Source organism: Dermacoccus sp. Ellin185 (assembly GCF_000152185.1).
Lineage (GTDB): Bacteria > Actinomycetota > Actinomycetes > Actinomycetales > Dermatophilaceae > Dermacoccus > Dermacoccus nishinomiyaensis.
On sequence record NZ_AEIQ01000043.1, the window covers coordinates 1 to 18,150 of the forward strand.

General features: G+C 69.5%; 17 protein-coding genes. 4 read left to right on the forward strand and 13 right to left on the reverse strand.

Annotated features, from left to right (window positions below; genetic code table 11):
• Positions 1 to 744, reverse strand: a 744-nt coding sequence (locus tag HMPREF0321_RS03040) for a GuaB3 family IMP dehydrogenase-related protein (RefSeq protein WP_006944128.1), incomplete at its 3' end; no start/stop codon positions are given.
• Between the two features lie 9 nt (positions 745 to 753).
• A complete protein-coding gene (locus HMPREF0321_RS03045) occupies positions 754 to 1,743 on the reverse strand; it encodes a bile acid:sodium symporter family protein (RefSeq protein WP_006944076.1) in 990 nt (329 codons plus the stop codon).
• 72 nt (positions 1,744 to 1,815) lie between these two features.
• Here HMPREF0321_RS03045 and HMPREF0321_RS03050 point away from each other — a divergent pair, with 72 nt between their 5' ends.
• Positions 1,816 to 2,388, forward strand: coding sequence for a hypothetical protein (locus HMPREF0321_RS03050; RefSeq protein ID WP_006944069.1), 573 nt, complete (start codon positions 1,816 to 1,818; stop codon positions 2,386 to 2,388).
• A gap of 324 nt (positions 2,389 to 2,712) precedes the next feature.
• On the opposite strand, the gene guaB is transcribed toward HMPREF0321_RS03050, so the two are convergent.
• The 3 genes from guaB to shbA form a co-directional block, all read right to left on the reverse strand.
• The gene (guaB, locus tag HMPREF0321_RS03055; RefSeq protein ID WP_006944074.1) at positions 2,713 to 4,239 is read right to left on the reverse strand and encodes an IMP dehydrogenase; all 1,527 of its coding nucleotides are present in this window, start codon (positions 4,237 to 4,239) and stop codon (positions 2,713 to 2,715) included.
• A gap of 139 nt (positions 4,240 to 4,378) precedes the next feature.
• On the reverse strand, positions 4,379 to 5,674 hold the full coding sequence (locus HMPREF0321_RS03060) for a hypothetical protein (protein WP_006944072.1): 1,296 nt from the start codon (positions 5,672 to 5,674) through the stop codon (positions 4,379 to 4,381).
• On the reverse strand, positions 5,671 to 6,348 hold the full coding sequence (shbA, locus tag HMPREF0321_RS03065; RefSeq protein ID WP_006944091.1) for an RNA polymerase sigma factor ShbA: 678 nt from the start codon (positions 6,346 to 6,348) through the stop codon (positions 5,671 to 5,673). Before shbA ends, HMPREF0321_RS03060 begins: the two co-directional genes overlap by 4 nt.
• 228 nt (positions 6,349 to 6,576) lie before the next feature.
• Here shbA and HMPREF0321_RS03070 point away from each other — a divergent pair, with 228 nt between their 5' ends.
• A complete protein-coding gene (locus tag HMPREF0321_RS03070) occupies positions 6,577 to 6,795 on the forward strand; it encodes an RNA-binding S4 domain-containing protein (protein ID WP_006944081.1) in 219 nt (72 codons plus the stop codon).
• 195 nt (positions 6,796 to 6,990) lie between these two features.
• Here HMPREF0321_RS03070 and groL read toward each other — a convergent pair whose 3' ends face one another.
• Together groL and groES are read right to left on the reverse strand one after the other, a co-directional pair.
• A complete protein-coding gene (gene groL, locus HMPREF0321_RS03075) occupies positions 6,991 to 8,604 on the reverse strand; it encodes a chaperonin GroEL (RefSeq protein WP_006944135.1) in 1,614 nt (537 codons plus the stop codon).
• A 145-nt stretch (positions 8,605 to 8,749) separates the two neighbouring features.
• Complete coding sequence (groES, locus tag HMPREF0321_RS03080) at positions 8,750 to 9,043, reverse strand: co-chaperone GroES (RefSeq protein ID WP_006944132.1); 294 nt, start codon at positions 9,041 to 9,043, stop codon at positions 8,750 to 8,752.
• Positions 9,044 to 9,334: 291 nt separating this feature from the next.
• Between groES and HMPREF0321_RS03085 the strand changes: the two genes are divergently transcribed.
• Positions 9,335 to 10,594 (forward strand): class I SAM-dependent methyltransferase, encoded by a 1,260-nt coding sequence (locus HMPREF0321_RS03085; RefSeq protein WP_006944100.1) that lies wholly within the window; start codon positions 9,335 to 9,337, stop codon positions 10,592 to 10,594.
• 313 nt (positions 10,595 to 10,907) lie between these two features.
• Positions 10,908 to 11,678 (forward strand): hypothetical protein, encoded by a 771-nt coding sequence (locus tag HMPREF0321_RS03090; protein WP_006944111.1) that lies wholly within the window; start codon positions 10,908 to 10,910, stop codon positions 11,676 to 11,678.
• A gap of 128 nt (positions 11,679 to 11,806) precedes the next feature.
• Here the strand turns inward: HMPREF0321_RS03090 and HMPREF0321_RS03095 are convergent, their stop codons facing one another.
• The 6 genes from HMPREF0321_RS03095 to alr form a co-directional block, all read right to left on the reverse strand.
• The gene (locus tag HMPREF0321_RS03095; protein ID WP_006944078.1) at positions 11,807 to 13,657 is read right to left on the reverse strand and encodes a glycoside hydrolase family 3 protein; all 1,851 of its coding nucleotides are present in this window, start codon (positions 13,655 to 13,657) and stop codon (positions 11,807 to 11,809) included.
• Entirely contained in the window at positions 13,654 to 14,712 is a 1,059-nt protein-coding gene (gene tsaD, locus HMPREF0321_RS03100) for a tRNA (adenosine(37)-N6)-threonylcarbamoyltransferase complex transferase subunit TsaD (protein ID WP_006944093.1), read from the reverse strand. The genes HMPREF0321_RS03095 and tsaD overlap by 4 nt, the downstream gene beginning before the upstream one ends.
• The gene (rimI, locus tag HMPREF0321_RS16940; protein ID WP_006944125.1) at positions 14,709 to 15,380 is read right to left on the reverse strand and encodes a ribosomal protein S18-alanine N-acetyltransferase; all 672 of its coding nucleotides are present in this window, start codon (positions 15,378 to 15,380) and stop codon (positions 14,709 to 14,711) included. Before rimI ends, tsaD begins: the two co-directional genes overlap by 4 nt.
• A gap of 50 nt (positions 15,381 to 15,430) precedes the next feature.
• Positions 15,431 to 16,207 (reverse strand): tRNA (adenosine(37)-N6)-threonylcarbamoyltransferase complex dimerization subunit type 1 TsaB, encoded by a 777-nt coding sequence (tsaB, locus tag HMPREF0321_RS03110; protein ID WP_006944143.1) that lies wholly within the window; start codon positions 16,205 to 16,207, stop codon positions 15,431 to 15,433.
• A 255-nt stretch (positions 16,208 to 16,462) separates the two neighbouring features.
• Positions 16,463 to 16,951: a tRNA (adenosine(37)-N6)-threonylcarbamoyltransferase complex ATPase subunit type 1 TsaE gene (gene tsaE / locus HMPREF0321_RS03115; protein ID WP_006944134.1), complete on the reverse strand. Its 489-nt coding sequence runs from the start codon at positions 16,949 to 16,951 to the stop codon at positions 16,463 to 16,465.
• Positions 16,948 to 18,150 (reverse strand): alanine racemase, encoded by a 1,203-nt coding sequence (gene alr, locus HMPREF0321_RS03120; RefSeq protein ID WP_006944117.1) that lies wholly within the window; start codon positions 18,148 to 18,150, stop codon positions 16,948 to 16,950. Before alr ends, tsaE begins: the two co-directional genes overlap by 4 nt.

Consider the following 18,150-nt stretch of genomic DNA (forward strand, 5'->3'; position numbering starts at 1 on the left):
GTGGTCGCGGCGCGCCGCCGCGACGTCGGAGATCGCCGTCGCCATGGGCGCGTGGATGCCGAGCGTGCGGCGCGTCGTGTGCGCGGCGCCGCCGCCGAAGCCGACGAGGACGCCGGCCGCGCCGGTGCGCATGAGGTGCAGCGCAGCGGTGTAGGTGCCCGCGCCGCCGACGATGACGGGGACGTCGAGCTCGTAGATGAAGCGCTTGAGGTTGAGCGGTTCGGACGCGCCGGAGACGTGCTCGGCCGAGACGGTCGTGCCGCGGATGACGAACAGGTCGACGCCCGCCGCGACGACGGTGCGCCAGTGCTCCTGCGTGCGCTGCGGTGTCAGGGCGCCGGCGACGGTGACGCCCGCGTCACGGATCTCCTTGAGGCGTGCGGTGATGAGTTCGGGCTTGATGGGCTCGGCGTAGATCTCGCGCATGCGGGCGGTGGCCTCGTCAGGGCTGCACGTCGCGATCTGCGCGAGCTGCTTCTCGGGCTCCTCGTAGCGCGTCCACAGGCCCTCGAGGTCGAGCATCGGCAGGCCGCCGAGCTTGCCGAACGCGATGGCCGTCGCGGGCGACATGAGCGAGTCCATCGGCGCGGCCATGACGGGCAGCTCGAAGTGGTAGGCGTCGATCTGCCACGACGTCGACACCTCCCGCGGGTCGCGCGTGCGGCGCGACGGGACGATCGCGATGTCGTCGAGTGAATACGCGCGGCGACCGCGCTTGCCCTTGCCGATCTCGATCTCAGTCACGCGTCGATCCTATTCCCTCGCGCCGTCTTCCGGCGCCCGCCCGGGGGCGGGTTCGTCGGGCCACTGGCGCGCGACCTGCGCGCAGACGATGAGTTGCAGCTGGTGGAACATCATGAGGGGCAGCACGAGCAGTCCGACGCCGGAGGGGAACAGCACCGTCGCCATCGGCAAGCCGGACGCCATCGACTTCTTCGATCCGCAGAACACGATGGCGACCTGGTCGGCCCGCGAGAAGCCGAGGCGGCGCGCCGTCACGTACGAGCCGACCATGACGACGGCGAGCAGCACAGCGCAGATGAGAAGCAGCGCCACGACCTGCCACACGGTGACGTGACTCCATATGTGTTCGCGCATGCCCGCGCTGAATGCGGAGTAGACGACGAGCATGATGCCGCCGCGGTCGAGGTACGTCAGGCCCTGCTTGTGTTCGGCGAGGAAGCCGCCGAGGCGCTTGTGGCAGAACTGGCCGAGGATGAACGGCAGCAGCAGTTGGACGACGAGTTTCTCCGCCGAGTCGAGGCTGAACGCGGCCTGCCCGCCCATGACACCGATGACGAGCAGGGGCGTGAGCACGACGCCGAGCATGTTGGAGAACGAGGCGGCGCAGATCGACGCGGCGACGTTGCCGCGCGCGAGTGAGGTGAACGTGACGGACGACTGCACGGTCGACGGCAGCAGCGTCAGGTACAGCAGTCCGAGGCTGAGGGTGTGGGGCAGGAACGTGTCAGCGATGGGCCGGATGACGAGGCCCAGCAGTGGGAACGCGACGAACGTGAACGCGAGGACGAGCAGGTGGAGGCGCCAGTGGCGGAAGCCCTCTTTCGTCTCCTCGGTCGAGAGGCGCGCGCCGTAGAGGAAGAACAGCAGCCCGATGGCGATGTTCGTCGCCCATTCGACGGGCGCGACGGCACCGCCGCGTGCCGGCAGCAGGCACGCCAGGGCGACCATTCCGAGCAGGGCGAGGACGTATCCGTCGAGGTACTTGGTGATGAAGCGCACGGGTCATGAGTATCACCGGTCCTCGATGATGAAAACCTGCAGTGTCTTCCTCGGCGTGGCTACGCTCTTCGCATGGATGCCGCGAAGAAGCTCGACAAGGTCCGTATCGATCGCAGCCTCGTGGACGTCCATCGCAACCCTCGCTCTTCTGAAACCGTTTGGGGCTACGTGAGCGCCGTCGGCAAGAAGTGGGCTCTCATCGCGAACGCGCGCGACGGCGGGTACCCCGACGGGTTCACCGCTATTCGTCTGAAGGACGTGATCGCGGTGCGCAGACGCGCAGGCTTCGAGGACGCGTTCGCCAAGACGCGGACCGACTGGCCTGAGTCGCCGCTCCATCTCGATCTGGACTCGACGAGGGGTCTCCTGGAATCGGCGCCGACGCGGGGTCGGCTCATCGCGATCGAACGCGAGCGGAAGCTCGAGGACGCCATGTGGGTGGGCGTCCCGGTTCTGATCGACAAGCGTTGGACGTGGATGCACGAGGTCGATGCCGATGCCGCTTGGCGCGAGGAGCCTCTGGCCTACCGCACGACCAGCATCACCCGCGTCACCTGGGGCGACTCATACCTCTGTGCGCTCGAGGCAGTTCTGCCCGCGCGTCCTGATGTGGGCGTCGTCGCGACGAAGAGGCTTCGTGACTGATCCGAGGTGCTTCACCGGTGACTCCATCCAACGCGCACCAGCGAGGCCAGCTGAACTGATCGTTGCCCGGAATGGCGTCATCCATGAGGCGTTTTCGGGCGACGTCCGTGGCCACCCGTACCAGCCGCTCCCTCCCACGACCGCACCACGACCGACACGGACGTCAGCGAGGCCCCGAACTCCGCAAGCGGTGGCCGAACCCTCCCACGACCGCAGCACCCGACGACGCAGACGCACGAAGGCGACCCCGTCGCGAGCTTGCGAGTGACCGGGGTCGCCTTCGTGGCGCATGACGTTGCCGCTCCCGGATCCGGACGGCACAAGTCAGCGAATGGAGTAATTCGGCGCTTCGACGATGCCTTGGACGTCGTGGGGGTGACTTTCTTTGAGCCCGGCGGAGGTGATGCGCACGAATTGGCCGCGCTTCTGCAGTTCGGGGATCGTCGAGCCGCCGACGTAGAACATCGACTGGTGCAGGCCGCCGACGAGTTGGCGGACGGCGTTGCTGACGGGGCCCTTGTAGGAGACGCGGCCTTCGATGCCTTCGGGGACGAGTTGGTCGTCGCTGATGACGTCGGCCTGGAAGTAGCGGTCCTTGGAATAGGACTTCTTGCCGCGTGAGCTCATCGCTCCGAGTGAGCCCATGCCGCGGTAGGCCTTGAACTGCTTGCCGTTGATGAGGACGACTTCGCCGGGTGATTCTTCGGTGCCCGCGAGCAGAGAGCCGACCATGACGGTGGAGGCGCCTGCGACGAGGGCCTTCGCGATGTCGCCGGAGTACTGCAGGCCGCCGTCGGCGATGACGGGCACGCCGGCGGGCTGGCAGGCCTGCGCGGCTTCGTAGACGGCGCTGACCTGCGGGACGCCGACGCCGGCGACGATGCGCGTCGTGCAGATGGAGCCGGGGCCGACACCGACCTTGACGGCGTCGACGCCAGCGTCGACGAGTGCCTGCGCGCCTGCGCGGGTCGCGACGTTTCCGCCGACGATCTGCACATGCTTCGTCATGGGGTCGGCCTTGAGCTTGCGGATCATGTCGAGCAACAGCTTGGCGTGGCCGTGCGCGGTGTCGACGACGAGCACGTCGACGCCCGCTTCGATGAGCGTCGTCGCGCGCTGCCAGGCCTCACCGAAGTAGCCGACGGCGGCGCCGACGAGCAGGCGGCCTTCGGCGTCCTTCGAGGCGTTCGGAAACTGCTCGGACTTCACGAAGTCCTTCACGGTGATGAGCGCGACGAGACGCCCGTCGTCGTCGACGAGCGGCAGGCGCTCACGCTTGTGCTGACGCAGGATCGCCGTCGCGTCGTCGTTCGAGATGTCGACTGGAGCGGTGACGAGCGGCTGCGGCGTCATGACGTCGCGCACCTTCGTCGTCGCCCACTCCGCGACCGGCGTGAAGCGCAGGTCGCGGTTGGTGATCATGCCGACGAGCGTGTCGTCCTCGACGACGACCGGCAGCCCGGAGACGCGGTACTGGCCGCAGATCGCGTCGAGCTCTTCGAGCGTCTTGTCGGGGCCGATCGTCACGGGGTTCGTGATGCGGCCCGTCTGCGTGCGCTTGACCAGGTCGACCTGGTAGGCCTGATCCTCGATCGACAGGTTGCGGTGCAGTACACCCATGCCACCCTCGCGCGCCATGGCAATCGCCATGCGCGCTTCGGTGACGGTGTCCATCGCCGCCGAAACGAGCGGAATGTTGAGGGTGATCTCGCGCGTCAGCTGCGCCGTCGTGTCGACCTCGGACGGGATGACGTCGGTCTCGCCGGGCAGCAGCAGAACGTCGTCATAGGTGAGGCCCAGCGTCGCGAACTTCGGAGGAACGTCAGTGACATTGTCAGAACCGAAAGCCATTCATCAAGTCTAGGACACTCCGGCCCCTGCCCTCACCGCGCGTGACGACGGCACAGGTGGCTGCACGACGAGCCCGCCGCAGCTCCGGTCTGTGCGAGCCAGCAACCGGGCTCAATGACGAACCGCGCCGCAGCTACCGTCAGTCGGATTCGGCCGACGGGCTTCCCGTCGCGGTGGCGCCGACGCTCGTCTGCGCGGCGCCCGGGTCCGAAACCGTGTCGGAGGGCGTCGGCATGCTCGACGCCGATGGCGTGGTAGGCGGCGTGGCCGGACTCGTCGGCGTCGCAGTGCCGGACGAAGGCGTCGTCGGGCTGGTCGGCGACGTGGGCTGCGAGTGCGACGGCGACGGACGCGAACTGCTCGGCTTGGATGTGCTCGAGCTGCTCGGCTTGGACGTGCTCGAGGGCGAACCGGGCAAGGTCGATCCGGACGAGCCCGTCGGACGCGACGTGCTGGGCCGCGAGCTGGACGCCGAACCCGTCGACGGGGGCTGCGTCGTCGACTGGGGCGAGCGCTGGCCGCGCGTTCCGGGCGTCGTGCGGTGCGGCGCGTCGCCGCGCGTCGTCGTCATCGCCACGCTCGAGGGAACCTGCTCCGGAATCATCGAACCGGCGACTGAGACCTCACCCGAACGCTCGGCGCCCGATTGCGGGCCGGTTTCGGGTCGGGCTGCCTCACGACCGGCACTCTGGCCCCGACTCGGTCCACCGTGCGCACTCGATCGCGCCGGTGCACTCGGCGCGGCGGCCACCGGTCCGGGCAGTGTCGTCGGGGTGGGAACGGCCGTGGCCTGCACTCGGGGGACGTCTGGTTCGGCGACGGCGCGCGCGTTGCTCCAGTCGAGGTGCAGCGGCGCGAGAACGGTCGACAGGCTTCCGCCGTTGACGGCAGCGGCGACGCTGGACAGCGCGACGACGGCGCCGGCGGAGACGGCCGTGAGACTGGCACGTCCACTCCAAGCACGCCGCGTACGGCGCTTCGAGGTAGGTCGTCCGGTCGCGAGGTAGCGGCCACCGCCGGCGAACTCGTTCTCGCGCGAAGCTGTGGTGTTGGTGTCGATGACGGGGTGGGCCGACACGTCCTTGTTGTGTGCCGCGCGCCGGCTCGTCACCTCGGCACGCGACGGCTGCGTCACGGCCTCGCAGGTCGCGTCGATCTCACGTGTCCAGGCGGTGAACAGGTCGCTCAATGCCTGCTCGCCGGGGCTGCGCTCCAGGTCGTCGTCACCTTCGGGGGCCGGGGGCTCGACAACGGGCCGCAACCGGGCGGGGCGCAGGGCGGAGACGCAGCGCGCCTCCGAGGGGGGAACCGTCGTGCCGCGTGAGCACGGCGACTCGACGACGGAGCGGGCTCCGAGAGCGTCGAGCAGGGCGTCGTCCTCGGCGATGTCACGCAGGTTGGCCTCGACGTCGAAGCGGGTGGCGGGCGGTGTCATCGAAGCTCCTCCCCCGAGGTCTCGTGCAGGGTGCGCAGTCGCGCGAGCGCACGGTGCTGAGCGACGCGGACGGCGCCCGGCGACATGGCGAGGCTCGCGCCCGTCTCCTCGGCGCTGAGGCCGACGGCGACGCGCAGCGTCAGGATCTCGCGCTGCTGCGGCGTCAATTTCTCCATGAGCACGGACAGCCGTCGCGCGGTATCGAGGTTGAGCGCCGCGTCCTCGGGGGTGAGGCCGGGGTCAATCGTGTCGGGCACCTCGTCCGTCGGCACGGCGGAGCGGAAGGCGCCGCGCTGGACGTCGGCGACCTTGCGCGAGCAGATCGAATACACGAACGCTTCGAAGGGGACACCGCGCTCGACGTAGCGGGGCAGAGCCTTGAGCACAGCCACGCACACCTCCTGAGCCGCATCCGCTGCGAGTTCGCGGGAGCCACTGAAGGCCCCCAACCTTGCCGAGGCATAGCGAAGTGCACGTTGGTGCACGTCGTCGAGAAGTGTCTCCCGTGCCGCGTCATCACCGGATCGCGCTGCTGAGACCAGCGCGGCGATGGACGAGGCTTCCCCGTTCACTTCCTCCATCGCTGTTGGGGTCGTGAGCGTTACATGGCGGCGCGCGGAACTCACCCGGGGCCATTCGGCCTCGGGTGAGGAGTATCCGGTCTCGCTCGTCATGCGGGCCTCTCCAAGGGGCTGCTGCGTGCTGTCGGACGGGCTTCCGCCTGCTCGTTTCTGGGCGGGCGGTCGCGCTTCAGTATTCCGATCCGACGGTACTGCCTGTCGCGCTCTGACGGTGTGTGGGGCCGTAGATCGACGGTCCACGCTAACGAAGGTGGGGCCGCGGCGCCACCTCAGCGCCGCTCGCGATGGGACAATGGGGGCAGTCTCAGAAAGGAGTGCGTCATGAGCGCACACGCCGATGTTCAGATCCGTGACGAGTCGATCAAGCTCGGTCAGTTGCTCAAGCTCGCGAATCTCGTGGAGGACGGTGCGGAGGCGCGCGTCGTCATCACGGAGGGTCTCGTGACTGTGGACGGCGAGGTCGACACGCGTCGTAGCGCGCAGATCAAGGTCGGCAGCGTCGTGTGCCTCGAAGACGAGTGCGTGCGCGTCACGAACTGACGCCCGCTCCACACCCCGGCGCGACATGGACCCGTGACAGACGAATCCCGCCCCGTCCCACACTGAGCTTGCGAAGTGTGGGACGGGGCGGGATTCGTCTGTCACGCCCAAAGCTTCGTCGCGCCGAGCCGGGGTCTGAGCGGGACGCATGCGCCCCGCTCAGACCCCCGCCGGAAGACGAAGCTTTGGGAAGGATCAGTGGCTGTGGCCGTGGCCGCCGGCGGCCGGGGCCTCTTCCTCTTCCTTCTTCTCGACGACGAGGGTGTCGGTCGTGAGCACCATCGAGGCGATGGAGGCGGCGTTGGTGAGCGCGGAGCGGGTCACCTTGACGGGGTCGATGATGCCGGCGTCGACGAGGTCGATGTACTCGCCGGTCGCGGCGTCGAGGCCCTGGCCGACGGGCAGTTCGCGCACCTTGGAGACGGCGACGTAGCCCTCGAGGCCGGCGTTCTCGGCGATCCAGCGCAGCGGCTCGGCGATGGCCTTGCCGACGAGCGTGGCACCCGTCGCCTCGTCACCCTCGAGCGAGAGCGAGTCGAGAGCGGACGACGCGTGGATGACGGCCGAACCACCACCCGCGACGATGCCCTCTTCGATGGCCGCACGCGTGGCCGCGATGGCGTCCTCGATGCGATGCTTCTTCTCCTTCATCTCGACCTCGGTGTGCGCACCGACGGCGATGACGCAGACGCCGCCGGCGAGCTTGGCGAGGCGCTCCTGGAGCTTCTCGCGGTCCCAGTCGGAGTCGGTGCGCTCGATCTCGGACTTGAGCTCCTTGACGCGGCCTGCGACGTCATCAGCGGCGCCGGCGCCGTCGATGATCGTCGTGTTGTCCTTCGTCACCTGGATGCGGCGTGCCTGGCCGAGCGAGTCGAGGTCGGCGTTCTCGAGCTTGAGACCGACCTCCTCGGCGATGACCTGGCCACCGGTGAGGATCGCGATGTCCTGCAGCATCGCCTTGCGGCGGTCGCCGAAGCCGGGGGCCTTGACGGCGACGACGTTGAACGTGCCGCGGATCTTGTTGACGACGAGCGTGGAGAGGGCCTCGCCCTCGATGTCCTCGGCGATGATGAGCAGCGGCTTGCCGGACTGCACGACCTTCTCGAGGACGGGCAGCAGGTCGGCGATGGCCGAGATCTTGCCCTGGTTGATGAGGATGTAGGCGTCCTCGAGGACGGCCTCCATGCGCTCGGGGTCGGTGACGAAGTACGGCGAGAGGTAGCCCTTGTCGAACTGCATGCCCTCGGTGTACTCGAGCTTCGTCTCGGCGGTCGAGGACTCCTCGACGGTGATGACGCCGTCCTTGCCGACCTTCGCGAACGCTTCACCGATGAGGCCACCGATCGTCGCGTCCTGAGCGGACAGCGAGGCGACCTTGGCGTAGTCGTCCTGACCGTCGACGGGGCGCGCGTTGGCGAGCAGCTGGTCGTTGATGGCCGTGACGGCCTTGTCGATGCCGCGCTTCAGGCCGGACGGAGCAGCGCCCGCAGCGACGTTGCGCAGGCCCTCCTTGACGAGCGCCTGGGCGAGAACCGTCGCGGTCGTCGTACCGTCACCGGCGACGTCGTTCGTCTTGGTGGCGACCTCCTTGGCGAGCTGCGCACCGAGGTTCTCGTACGGGTCCTCGAGCTCGACCTCGCGGGCGATCGTCACACCGTCGTTCGTGATCGTGGGGGCGCCCCACGCCTTGTCGATGACGACGTTGCGGCCCTTGGGGCCGAGCGTCACCTTGACGGCGTTGGCGAGCGCGTCGACACCGCGCTCGAGGGACTTGCGGGCGTCGTCGTTGAATTCAAGCGTCTTGGCCATGGTTCAACCTTTCGTTCGAAGGCTCCGCGCGGCGCGTGGCGCGCGAAGCGGAAGAGTGTGGAATGCGAGTGAGCGGAAAGGACGAGCCCGGCCCGGCCGTCAGACCTGAGCCGGGCTCGTCGTCACCTGCTGGCTCGACGGATCGTCAGGAGACGACCGCGAGCACGTCGCGAGCGGAGAGGATGAGGTACTCGGTACCGGCGAACTTGACCTCGGTGCCGCCGTACTTCGAGTAGATGACCTTGTCGCCGACGGCGACGTCGACCGGAACGCGGTTGCCGTGGTCGTCGATGCGACCGGGGCCGACGGCGATGACCTCGCCCTCCTGCGGCTTCTCCTTGGCGGTGTCCGGGATGACGAGGCCGGAGGCCGTGGTCTGCTCGGCCTCGACGGCCTTGACGACGATGCGGTCTTCGAGCGGCTTGATGTTGACCGACACGGTAGGACCTTCCCTTTCGCAGACCGCCCGATCTTCTCGGGCGGGACGGATGCTTTCGTTCCCTGGCCACACCACCCACCGGTGGCGGTGTGGCATGCATGTGGGCCGATATCGCCTCGCCGTCGCGGGGGTCGAGGGATGAGCTCACTGGCACTACCCAGGGGTGAGTGCTGGAACCGAATCTAGTAACGCCGTTGGCACTCGGTCAAGCCGAGTGCCAACTCGTTTCCGATGTTCGCCCACAGCGCATCGGGGGCTGCTCCGAGGGCCCCCGATGACACAATGGCGGCCATGGATGCGAGCGTCGTGCACGAGTTGTTCACCGACGACGGACGCGCGCTGCTCGCCTCGCTCCCGCCCTACGAGGAGAAGAACGTCGTCATGCTGACGACGCGGCTGCGCGCCGCAGGGCACTCCCCCGAACTCGTCGCCGCTGCGCTCACCCAGTCCCGGCTGCGGGCCAGGGCCGTCGACAAGTTCGGTGATGCGGCGGCGTCGATGTTCTTCACCCCCGACGCCCTCGAACAGGCCACGCGCGCACCCATCGCCCGTCTGCACGCGCAGCGGTTCCTCGACGCCGGGGCGAGCCTCGTCATCGACGGTGGCTGCGGAATCGGTTCCGACGCCGTCGGATTCGCACAGGCCGGGCTCGACGTCATCGGCGTCGAAGCGGATCCGGAAACCGCGGCTCTGGCCGCCCAGAACCTCGCGTCGTTTCCCGGCAGTCGCGTCGTCACGGGGCGGGTCGAGGATGTCGCGGCTTCGCTGGACCAACCCGGGGCCGCCCGGTGGTTCGACCCGGCACGCCGCACGCCCGGCGTCGCCGACATCCGCGGGCGCACGAAGCGCACGTTCTCCCTCGCGGCGCTGACGCCGACCTGGGAGCTGATCCAGCACGTCGCGGCTGCCGCCCCCGCGGCAGGCGCCAAGCTCTCGCCGAGCCTGGCCCATCACGACGTGCCGAGCGGTTGTGAGGTCGAGTTCGTCTCCTACGCCGGCGACGTCGTGGAGGCGAGCGTGTGGTGGGGCGCCGCCGTCCGTGACGTCGGCAGAACTGCGACGATCGTGCGTCCCCGGCCGGGCGACTCGAGGTCGTCCGGCGATCGCGTCCCGCCCGACGTCCTGCACGTCATCGAGGCCGACTTCGACGGCATCGACGCCGCGCCCGCAAGCCGCGCGTCACTCGGACCGTACTTCTACGAGGCCGACAAGGCGTTGACGCGCAGCGGCCTCGTCGGGGCGCTGCTCGACGCCACGGGCGGCCACGAGTTCACGCCCGGCTACGGCTACGTCACGGCCGATGCGCTCGTCGACATCGGGCTGCTGGGGCGCGCCTACCGCGTGCTCGACTCCGTGCCGCTGCACGAGAAGACGCTGCGCGCCTACCTGCGCGAGCGCGCCGTCGGGCGCCTCACGATCAAGAAACGCGACGTGGACGTCGACGCCGACGCGCTGCGCCGCTCGCTCAAGCTCAAGGGCTGGAACGCCCTGACGGTCGTGCTCGCGACGCTCGACGGCGAGCGCCTGGCACTCGTCGTCGAACCGCTGTGACGCTCGCCGCCCCACCTCCCTGACGCCCCGCCCCATGACGCATCCGTGAGATCGAGCGATGTGGGCGAATCCGAGCACCACAGCGCTCGGACTCTCCCGTATCGCTCGATCTCGAGGATGGGCGTGCGAACCGTGACCTGACCGAGATCCACGCCCCAGCTCGGACGCACTCGAGCCGTCGATACTGACGAACATGCAAACGTCCGAGGCGGGCGCCCTCTCCGAAGGCTCGACGCCTGTACCACCTGCCCCTGCCGAAACCACAGGCCGACGACCGTCCGCGCCCGGGCGCAGTGGCACGGCGACGTGGCTGATGGGCGTCGCTGTCATCCTCTGGGCAGTGTGGGCCGTCAGCATCCTCGCCTCGCCGATGCGTTCCGGCAGTGTGGCCGACGCGGCGAACGCCCTGCAGCGGCACGACGACGTGCACTGGCTCGTCGTGCAGCGCCCCTCCGACGACGGCCCGAGCGGTCACTTCACGCCGGGCCTCGCCGACCCCCTGTCCCAGGAATGGCAGGATTCGGGCTTCACGACCCCGCGCGAGAACGGCGGCGACGGCGCGGGCACGCTCTCGTCGACGCAGGAGCAGCAGATCGCCTGGAGCGACAGTTCGGGGCTGCACGTGACGCGCGACTTCAGCGTCACCGGCTGGCGCATCGCCAAGGATGGCTGGCCCGACCCCGCGTCCAGCCCGTCGGCCGCCCTCTACCGATCGCTCGCGACCCAGGCTGCGTCGACGCGCGTCACGACGGTCCGCGCGCTCACGCCGCTGGGCACGATCAGCTACGCCGACGGCTCGGGCACCGTCGAGACCTACGGGGTCGTCATGCTGCTCAGCGTGCTCATCGCGCTGGGATCGCTGTTCACCCGCCAGCCCCGTTTCGGCACCCGTTGGAGCTGGTTCTGGATCTTCGGCTGCCCCATGGGCGTCGGCCTCGTGTGGTACCTGATGCGCGAGGGATGGTTCGGCCGTTCCACGGCCCCTGCGCCCGATCAGCGACGTTCAGGCTTCGCGGGCTTCGCGGCGTTCGTCGGCATCAGCTGGGTGCTCGGTTCGCTCGTGCATGCTTGGCTGTTTCGTTGACGCCGTGTCAGCGAGTTCGAGCGAAATGGGCGAAAGCGAGCGCCACAGCGCTCGAACTCACCCATTTCGCTCGATCCCTCATTGGGGCGCACGCACGGAGCATGACGGTCCGCCGGAAGGCGGCACGCTCATCGACAGGCTGAAGAGCCCACCCCGTCCTTGCCGACGGCGACGGGCAGCGTCCCGCCGGCCTTGGCCTTGCCGGTCAGGACGTCCGCGAGCGCCGCGAACGTCGGCTGCGTCGAACCGTAGGCCGCGAGTCCGACGGTGTCGGAGCCGCGCAGAGCGAGCGGGTAGGGCGTGTCGAGGGCGATCTGCACGCCGCTGTTTCCGGCCTTGATCGCTCCTGACGTGCCGGGCGACGCCGCCTCCGCTCCCCCGCCGGCGGACGATTCGCCTGCGTTGTACACGCCCCCTTCGAGCAGGTTCACCCGTGTGCCCTGCAGTCCGACGTCAACGCCGCGGGCCTTCAGCTCCTTCGTCAGCGTCGCTCGATGTTCCGCCGTCCCCCCTTCGACCCGCACACGGCTCCCGACGAGGTCACGCCCGCAGCGCCCGCCGAGCTGGGTGATCGACGCCTTCGCGAGACGGCGCGCGTCGTCGTCATGGGAACCGCGCACCGACGCGTCGGGCGCACTGACGTGCTGGTGCCGCGTCGTCGCGACGATGCGCGCGGCGGATTCGATGAGCCGCTGGCGCGTCAGTTCTCCTGAGGCGACGGCCTTCTCGATGGCGCTCACCGACGCGCTCGCGTCGGCGGGCATGAGCACGACATCGGCTCCGGCCTTGAGCGCCGACACCGCTGCAGCGCCGCCGCGATCGAACTTCTTGACGATCGCGCCCATGTTCATGCCGTCGGTGACGATGAGCCCCTTGAACCCGAGTTTGTCGCGCAACTGGCCCGTGAGCACCTTCGGCGAGAGTGTGCTCGGCACGTTGGGGTCGACGTCCTTGACGACGATGTGCGCCGTCATGATGGCCGGCACGCCGGCCTTGATCGCCGAGGCGAACGGCACCCAGTCGCGCTTCATGAGCTGCTCGACAGACTGAGCCTGGACGGCGTAGTCGACGTGCGTGTCCGTCGTCACCGAGCCGTGGCCCGGAAAGTGTTTGATGACGGGCACGATGCCGCTCTGCTGGTAACCGGCGACCTGCGCGTTGACAGCCCGCGCGACGCGCTGCGGATCGCTGCTCGGCGAGCGCACGCCGATCGTCGGGTCATGGGGGCCGACGGTGACGTCCGCGTCGGGTGCGAAGTTCATCGTCACGCCGAGCGAACGCAGCTCCTGGCCTTCGTCCTTGGCGAGCTGCGTCGCGAGCGCCGCATCGTCGGCGGCGCCGTAGGCCATCGCACCCGGCAGCGGGGTGACGCCGGAGGTGATGCGGGTGACCGGACCGCCCTCCTGATCGATGCCGATGACGGCCGGCCACGACCGTCCGCTCTCCTTGACGGCGCCCTGCACCGCTTTCGTGACGGCCGGCAAGCCCGCTGACTCGTCCGTGGGGTTGCTCGGCACGTTGTCGCCCATGACGATGACCCCGCCGAGGCCATTGCGACGCACTGCATCGGCGGCCGCCTGCGGGCTCGTGCCCTGGTAGTACCCGACGATGACCTGCCCGGCGAGCTGCTTCGTCGTCAGCTTCGAGACGTCATCCGTCGCGGCGTCGAGCTCTGCCTGTGTCGGCAGGCCCGTGTCGGCCTGGGTGCGATTTCCGTCAGCCGGCGCCGATGCGCCGGCCGAACCGGACGCGTTCGACGATGCCGACGACGATCCGGACGATGACGCGGGCTTGCCGTCGTCCGACGAACTGCACGAGGCGAGCGTCATCGACAACGTTGCGACGGCGACTACCGTCAGGCGGACGCGGCGTCGGCGGGGCGCGAGTCGGGCCTGGTCGGCGGCGAAGGTGACGCCCGCGGGGGCGACGTCAGGCGTGCCGGCAACAGGGGTGGTTGCGGGGGTGCGCGGGGTGGTCATCCCATCACCTGTCCGATCGGCATGGAGGAGTCGGCGGGCACGGCGAGCGACGACGGTGCGATGCCCTTCGCGACGAGGTGCGCGCCGAGCGTCGCGACCATCGCGCCGTTGTCGGTGCACAGGCTCAGTTTCGGCACGCGGATCGAGATGCCCGCCGACGTGCAACGCTGCTCGAGCACCGTCCGCAGCCGCGAGTTGGCGGAGACGCCGCCGCCGACCATGAGGTTGTCGCACTCGTAGTCGCGGCAAGCCATGACGGCCTTCTTCGTGATGACGTCGACGACGGCCTCCTGGAAGGACGCGGCGACGTCGGCGACCGGCACCTCTTCCCCGGCAGCCTGTTTCGTCGCGACCCAGCGGGTGACGGACGTCTTGAGGCCGCTGAACGAGAAGTCGTACCGGTGCTTCTCGAGGTCCTTCTTCGTCGACAACCCACGCGGGAACGGGATGGCCTTCGGGTCGCCGTCCTTGGCCGCCTCGTCGATCGCCGGGCCGCCCGGGTAGGGCAGGCCGAGTACGCGCGCTACCTTGTCGAACGCCTCGCCGCACGCGTCGTCGATCGTGTTGCCGAGGCTGCGCACGTCCGTCGCGATGTCGGGCACGTAGAGCAGGTTCGTGTGGCCGCCGGAGACGAGCAGCCCCATCGTCGGTTCCGGCAGCGGGCCGTGCTCGAGCATGTCGACGGCGACGTGCGCCGCGAGGTGGTTGACGCCGTAGAGCGGCTTGTCGAGGGCGATCGACAGGGCCTTCGCTGCCGCGACACCGACCATGAGCGCACCGGCGAGACCTGGGCCGACGGTGACGGCGATCGCGTCGACGTCGGCGAGTTTGACGCCCGCCGTGTCGCAGGCGCGACTCAGCGACGGGATCATCGCCTCGAGGTGCGCGCGGCTCGCGATCTCGGGCACGACACCACCGAAGCGGGCGTGCAGATCCATCGAACTCGCAACCTCGTTGGCGAGCAGCGTCGTGCCGCGCACGAGGCCGATGCCTGTCTCGTCGCACGAACTCTCGATGCCGAGGACGAGGGGTTCGCGGGTGGCGGTGAGGCTCATCGGGTCTCCTTCAGGAGCTTGCGCATGATGACGGCGTCGACGTCACCGGGTTGGTAGTAGCGACGGCGCACGGTGAGGCGATCGAACCCGGCGCGTTCGTAGAGACGCAGCGCAGGGTCGTTGTCGGCGCGCACCTCGAGCAGCAGGGCTTCGGCGCCCGCGTGCGTGGCGGCTGTGACGAGGTGATCGAGCAGCCGACGCCCCAGCCCTGTGCCGCGCGCCTCGGGGGTGACGGCGATCGTCATGACGTCGGCAGTGCTGCCGGCCACGTCGAGCCCGGCGTAGCCGAGGATGTGTTCTGGGTGACCATTCGCCGAGACGTGAGGTGCGCCGTCGGTTCGCGGCATCGACGGTGCGCTTGGCTCGCGGTCATCGGCGTCGTCCGGCGAGGCCTCTGGGGCGTGCGCCGTGCCGTCAGCCACGACGCGCTGCTGCGGCACAGCAGCGCCCACTGCGACGACGTATTGACGGCGCGGGCGTGCGGCGAACTCGTCCCACCACGTGCGTTCGCGCCACGCGTCGTGCTCGAAGAGCTGCGCATCGAGGGCCGCGAGGGTCTCGATGTCGCGCCAGGTGGCGGGGCGCAGGGCGACGTCGGCACTCGCCGTCGCCGCGGCAGGCTGCGCAGCGGGCTCTGGTGACGCGGTGTGGTCCACGGGGCTGACCACTGACGAATCGCTCGAAGGAATGGCCGACAAACCCTGCGGTGCAACGCTGTTCATCGACCGAGAACGCGCGCGATGGGTGCCGCAGCAGCGGGCACGGCGTCAGGGCGGCGCAGGTAGAGAGGTTCGGTGTCGAGCAGGCGCTCCCCCGCCATGACGCGCTGGTGCGCGACGATCGCGAGGTCGGCAGCGTCGACGTCGAGCAGCACCTCAGCCTCGCCTGCTCCCGTCAGGGCCGCGTCGCCGGACGTGTCGACAGCGCCGGCCGCCCCATTACCGCCGGCCGTCCCATGACCGCCGACCGCGGCTGCCCGCGTCGCGTCATGGAGAACGTCGGCGTAGAGCCTCGCACCGCGACCGACGGCGGGAATGTCACCGAGCTGTTCGGCGACCGCGGCGGCCTTGTCGACGCCCGGGTCTCCTGCCGCGATCCGCCCACCGTCGAGGTCGTAATGCGCCCAGTAGATCTCCTTGCGGCGCGCGTCCGTCGCGACAAGCAGCGGACCGCGCATCCCGAGCGTCTGCGCACGATGCGCGAGGGCGTCGAGGGAGCACACACCACCGATGGGCAGGTCGAGGGCGTACGCGAACGTCATCGCCGTCATGATGCCGACGCGCAACCCGGTGAACGGCCCCGGCCCCACACCGACGGCGACGCGTGACAGGTCTGCGGGCGCCACGTCGGTTTCCGCGAACATCGCCTCGATCGCGGGTGCCAGGATCTCGGTGTGACGCCGCGCGTCGATCGTCGAGGTGCGGGCGACGACGTCACGCCCGTCGTGAAGGGCTGCCGTGACGGCGGAGGTGGACGTATCGATCGCGAGAAGCACCCGTCCAGCTTATCGGCGGGACGCAACTCGCCTGACGAAGCTGCCGGCCGGCTGGGCGCGGAGGGCTCACGTCGAGCAGCTCCGGGCGAGGTACCGGCCGACGCGGAACGCACACGTTGCCCGAGGCTGCGGCTGCGACTGCAGCACGGTCACGACCGCTGCACGAGAAATGTGCATCTGCAGGACGAATGTGCGTGACATTCCTCGTGCAGATGCACATTTCTCGTGCAGCGATGCAGGTGCTGGCTGCGATGCTCAGTCGGCGACGAGCCCCAGAGCCGCGACGAGGTCGATGTCCGCCCAGCGCGGCCCGGCCGTCTCGACGGTGACGGTGCGGTCGTCGAGCCCGGTCAACGTGAGGTGCATCCGGTCCTCGGACAGCCCCTCGGCCATCCCGGCGCCCCATTCGACGACGGTGACCGCGTCGTCGACGAACGTGTCGAGGTCGAGGTCGTCGAGTTCACCGAACCCGCCGAGTCGGTAGGCGTCGACGTGGACGAGGGCCGGCCCGTCACCCAGCGACGGGTGCTCACGCGCGATGACGAACGTCGGGCTCGTGACATCACCCCGCACGTTCAGTGCCGCACCGAGGCCGCGCGTCATCGTCGTCTTGCCTGCTCCGAGATCGCCCGTCATGACGACGACGTCCCCCGCGCGCAGCACACCCGCGACCGCCGCACCGAACGCGGTCGTCGCGTCGGCGTCGGGCAGGTACTTGCTGCCGCGAATCACCAGGTCATTCACAGTCCGAGCTCCTTCGCCAGGCTTCCCGTATAGACGCGCGGCAGCCGCGTGCTCATGCGCGTGACGATCTCGTAGCTGATCGTGCCGGCGGCGTCAGCCCAGTCCTGGGCGCTCGGGCCCTGGGTGCCGTCGGACGCGCGCCCGAACAGCACGACCTCATCGCCGGCCGCGACGGCGGCGTCCCCGGCGTCGGTGACGATCTGGTCCATGCAGACGCGGCCGGCAATGGTGGTGCGCGCGCCCGCCACCAGGAGCGGGCCGACGTTCGACGCGGCGCGCGGCACGCCGTCTGCGTACCCGACGGGGATGTCGGCGAGCGTCGTCCCACGCGGCGTCGTGTACGTGTGGCCGTAACTCACGCCCTGCCCGGCCGGTACGCGCTTCGTCACCGTGACGTTCGCGGTGATCGACATCGCGGGGCGCAGCGTCAGCTCCTCGCTCGTCGCGAGGTCGGGTGCAGGCGAGAGCCCGTAGAGCGCGAGCCCGGGGCGGACGAGGTCGAAGCGCGCCTCTGGCAGGAAGAACGTCGCCGGCGAGTTCGACATGTGCCGCACCTCGAGTTCGAACCCGGCACTTTCACAGTCGGTTGCGGCGGACGTGAACCGTTCGATCTGGGCGGTGTTCTCGGGGTGGCCGGGTTCGTCCGCGCGCACGAAGTGCGTCATCAATCCGACGACCTCGACGTCACCCGTTGCCTGAGCAGCCTTCGCAGCCTCGACGAGGCGCGGCCAGTCGTCCCCATAGGCGCCGTTGCGGGCGAGGCCCGTGTCGACCTTGAGGTGCACGCGCGCCCGACGCCCGACGCGGCGCGCCGCGGCAGCGATCCCGTCGAGTTCGCCGACTGACGGCACCCCGAGGTCGATGCGCGCCTCGATGGCCTCGGCGAACGGTGAGCCGGGAGCGTGCAGCCACGACAGCACCGGGACGTCGAGGTCGCCGGCGCCCTCGGCGGCCGCGCGACGAAGCGTCATCGCCTCAGCCAACTGCGCGACACCGAGCCACGTCGAGCCCCCGCTGACGGCGGCGCGGGCGCTCGGCACGAGACCGTGACCGTACGCGTCGCCCTTGACGACACCGAGAACGGAGGCGCCCTCGGCGCGACGCGTCATCTCGTTGGCGTTGTCGGCGATGGCATCGAGATCGACGACGACGCGCGCCGGCGCGTTGCCGAGCAGTGCTGGGGCAGGTGAGTCAGTCAT